This is a genomic window from Bartonella sp. CL70QHWL, from assembly GCF_042194855.1.
Lineage (GTDB): Bacteria > Pseudomonadota > Alphaproteobacteria > Rhizobiales > Rhizobiaceae > Bartonella.
This window is the reverse complement of sequence record NZ_JBHINJ010000052.1, coordinates 1-3743: the sequence shown is the minus strand read 5'-3', so window position 1 is coordinate 3743 and position 3743 is coordinate 1. Positions and strand designations below refer to the sequence as shown.

Sequence of the window (3743 nt, the reverse complement as noted above, 5' to 3'; positions counted from 1 at the left end):
AAGACAACCAGCAATCTTTTCGTATCACAGCGATTTACGGCATTAAGCATTCAGAATCGGACGCCGGTGGCAGAATCTCTACCACAATTGCAAGAAAGGAACTTGATCTTTGTATCAATGATATCGGCGGAATACCACCAAACCCTCAAGATAGTGTTGTAATCATTTCCCCTGAAAACAGCAAAGCTCCCTCTTCTCAAGAGCACTTCGTGATCACAGATGTCCAAGCCTCAGAATCCGGTATGTATAAGCTTATCTTGCGGGAGATAAAACAATGAGGCATCTTTATTTGGTGTGTTTAAAAATCAATAAGGCTGCCCAAGAACTCGGATTACTGCTGCAAACCTTGGATTTGGAATAGCACTAAATCGATAATTCCATGGTGCGCCGGTACGGTGACTGATGTGACATTCTTGGTATGTTATAGTTACTGATGCAATTCTTGCCCAAGTAGTCCTTTCATTATCTTCAGGGCTTTCAAATACAATAGCTTGATTTGTTACTAAAAGACGTCCTAAAATTGGATTCTTTTCGCCAATATCAAAGGTAACGCGTTCTTGAACTCCCAACAGTTTTTCATTTTGTACTAAACGATAATCATATTCACTTGCGTCAAGTTCTTGAAACATTTCACATGCTTCCTCAAAATTAGAGGGAGGAATATCTGATTGCCACAGAGCAACTTCTTGCTCAAAGCTTTTTTCCTTTTTTGTCTCACGATAGGCAATAATAACAAAAATTAAAACAATAAAAATGGGTACTAATAACCACGGCGTAATAGTTACTGTTACCACAATGCCTCCAATCAGTAGAGCACAAAGGAGAACGATCTGTACCCTCTTTTCTAACCGTTTTTTTTCAAGTTCCGGCGACATTTTATTAACAACTGATAAATCAGAAGAAGGATGGATATGGGGGGGAGGCATTAAAACCTGCTCTGAAACTTTTTCTTTAAAACGTTTGTTGCGTTTATCTTGCCAATGAACAAAAATAGACAATGCAATAAATGCAAAGAAAATTAACCTGAACCATCCCCAAAAACCTAGACCATCATTTTCGTCTGACTTTTTATCTTGAACATGGATACTTTGCTTATCAGTATTCTTAGGTAGTGCCTTTGTCACGCTTTCATTTTGAGTAGCAACATCTATTAATAAAGTCGAGGAGGAGGAAAAAATTTCATTATTGTACGCAACTTGATCTGGTTTGATTTTGTGAAAAAAAAACGCACCTAATATTGCAGAGCCGAGAAATAATAAGACTCCAATACCAAGGGTTTTCAATCCATTTTTACGCCATTTTTTTATACACACTAAAACAAGTCCGACAACCATCACCGGTAACGACAACAAACATACGATCATCGCAATTGTATCAAGTATGTCGAGCATTATTGTCCCCTCCACTATAAATAAAAAACTAAGCTGGAAAATCTAAAGTGAGTCGACAAATAAAGTAAATATGTGCTTATGATTTTTAGAAAAAAGTGATATTATTACAGGAGTATGAATAATCGAAACAGGAACCTAACGAACACCTTAAATACTAAGCGGATAAGCTACCGAGATAGTTTATTTTCGCACATTAAAGGCTTTGACTCATTGTATGTTACTCGCATATAGTGATCTTGTGGGGTGTGGTTATGCTATAAAACACCTTCATAGGAAAGCATAACGATGGACTTACTACCGTGTTTTTCAGTGCTCGGCACTTTCTAATTAAAGAGTCAATGAAAAACATCTAAGTAGTAAGGAGTTCATTATGAATACTCTATAGAAATTAAAGAACAAACTATTGGCCAAGAAACAATTCAAACTGTTAACGCGCGTGATTTGCATGCGTTTTTGGAAATAAAGTCTGAATTTAGAAATTGGATTAAAAATCGCATTAAAGAATGTAAATTTCAGGAAAATATAAACTTTATAACGCTTACTAAAAATTTAGTAAGCGGTGGAAAGGTAAAATAATACCACATTACGTTAGACATAGCTAAACATCTTTCGATGATAGAGCGTAATGATAAAGGGCATGAAGCACGTCAATACTTTAACAAATGTGAACGGCTTTTGAAACAAGTAGTGACACCACAAGTTGACTACTCCAAACCTGAAGCATTACTTGGTGTCTTGAATCACCTACAAAATCAAATAGAGCAGAAAGATCATGTTATTGCTGAATTAGCACCAAAAGCAGAAGCACTTGATGGTTTAAAACGCTCTGATGGTTTGTTTGGTCTTATTGAAGCAGAAAAGATGTTAGAGGTACGACCTAAGGACTTAACTGATTACTTGCGTAAACATGATTGGGTGTATCGACGGGCTCCAGGGGCGCCACTGTTACCTTATCAGGACAAGATCAAGAAAGGATTTATGGATTGTCCTGCTATTACTATTCAAAGACCGGATGGTACAGTAAAGGTGCTGCCTTCAACGAAAATCACATCCAGAGGATTAGCATGTTTAAGAGAGCAAATCTTTTGGGGGGGGCAATGAATACCAGTATCGATTTTTTGTGCGATTTATGGATGGCATTGTTTTAATTTTCTGATCGTGATGATGTCGAAGATAAAGCTTTTAATGCTCTCATTGAGACCATAGATGCAATAGAAAAAGCTTTGATTTTAAAACTTCAAGATGAGGTGCCGAATATTACAAAGATTCTTGCAGTTCTTACAGGTTTTGGAACTTCAGAACTACCGCATAGCATGAATCCGTTATTGCAAGCTTATGCTCCTACTTTGGAAAGTCCTGTTGTAAAAGCTGCTTAACTTAAAAACACAACTCCCCTCCCTGTTCTTAAAATGGGGAGTGGTTAAACCCTACATTCAAATTTATTGATTTTGGCAAATTCGTCTGCTTTTTCAGTTTGTAATATACTAACGTCATAAGCAGCTTGCATGTTAAGCCAAAATTCAGCAGTAGTATCAAAAAAATAGGCTAATCTTAGTGCTGTATCGGGAGTCACTGGACTATTTTCAGCAACAATACGTTCTATTCTCGTACGTGGAACATTTAATGCTTTTGCAAGAGCATAAGCAGAGAGAGCATATTCTTTTAAATATTCCTCTCGTAAAATTTCTCCGGGATGAATCGCTATATAATTTTTCATCTCGACCTCCTACAGATCAATGATAATCTACGATTTCAACTTCATAGGCGCCATTAGAGCGCCATTCAAAACAAATACGAAACTGGTCATTAATACGGATAGAATATTGACCTTTACGCTCTCCTTTCAATGCTTCTAGACGATTTCCCGGAGGACTACGCAAATCTTTAAGATCAACTGCTTTATCGAGCATAAACAATTTTCTTTGGGCTATACGCACTAGAGTGGTGGGAAAGCCTCTGGGCGGATTGCCTTCTAAAAGATCTTTACACCGCTTATCAGCAAAAGATTCAATCACCAAATCACCTTTATTCGTTCTTTTACGTATCATAACACGATACCAACATAAAGAAAAGGATAAATGTTAAATAACAGGAGCCCCCATGCATCCGAGAGAAACGATAAGGGAAAGCTTTGTTGCTTTGATAAAGGCAGCAAAAACAGCAGCTGGTGACAATGTTTTCAATATGCGTGATTTCAACTTCTCCCCTGAAAACACGCCTGCAATTAACATTTTCACACAAAGTGAAACGATTAAAGATGGGCAAGATTATGGAATAAGGCGGCGTATTTTAACGCTAGATGTTGAATGTTATGCGACATGTGAAGATGGTGCACGCTTTGTTGACCAACTA

Annotated in this window: 4 protein-coding genes and 3 pseudogenes; 4 read left to right on the top strand and 3 right to left on the bottom strand. The window is 37.3% G+C overall.

The genetic code is table 11. From position 1 onward, the window contains the following. Positions 1–278: hypothetical protein (locus ACFIJZ_RS09385; RefSeq protein WP_375631865.1), on the top strand; the 278-nt coding region annotated here is incomplete at its 5' end. A 27-nt stretch (positions 279–305) separates the two neighbouring features. On the opposite strand, the gene ACFIJZ_RS09380 is transcribed toward ACFIJZ_RS09385, so the two are convergent. Continuing rightward, positions 306–1391, bottom strand: coding sequence for a hypothetical protein (locus tag ACFIJZ_RS09380; protein WP_375631864.1), 1086 nt, complete (start codon positions 1389–1391; stop codon positions 306–308). 381 nt (positions 1392–1772) lie between these two features. On the opposite strand from ACFIJZ_RS09380, the pseudogene ACFIJZ_RS09375 reads away from it, so the two are divergent. Further along, a pseudogene (locus ACFIJZ_RS09375) lies at positions 1773–2492 on the top strand (antA/AntB antirepressor family protein). Continuing rightward, a pseudogene (locus tag ACFIJZ_RS09370) lies at positions 2489–2767 on the top strand (hypothetical protein). The pseudogenes ACFIJZ_RS09375 and ACFIJZ_RS09370 overlap by 4 nt, the downstream one beginning before the upstream one ends. Positions 2768–2811: 44 nt before the next feature. Here the strand turns inward: ACFIJZ_RS09370 and ACFIJZ_RS09365 are convergent. Together ACFIJZ_RS09365 and ACFIJZ_RS09360 are read right to left on the bottom strand one after the other, a co-directional pair. Continuing rightward, a complete protein-coding gene (locus tag ACFIJZ_RS09365) occupies positions 2812–3108 on the bottom strand; it encodes a HigA family addiction module antitoxin (RefSeq protein ID WP_004861504.1) in 297 nt (98 codons plus the stop codon). Positions 3109–3124: 16 nt separating this feature from the next. Continuing rightward, positions 3125–3439 carry a type II toxin-antitoxin system RelE/ParE family toxin gene (locus tag ACFIJZ_RS09360; RefSeq protein ID WP_273790985.1) on the bottom strand — a complete coding sequence of 105 codons (315 nt, stop codon included), beginning with the start codon at positions 3437–3439 and terminating at the stop codon, positions 3125–3127. 52 nt (positions 3440–3491) lie between these two features. Here ACFIJZ_RS09360 and ACFIJZ_RS09355 point away from each other — a divergent pair. After that, a pseudogene (locus tag ACFIJZ_RS09355) lies at positions 3492–3743 on the top strand (hypothetical protein); the annotation flags it as partial.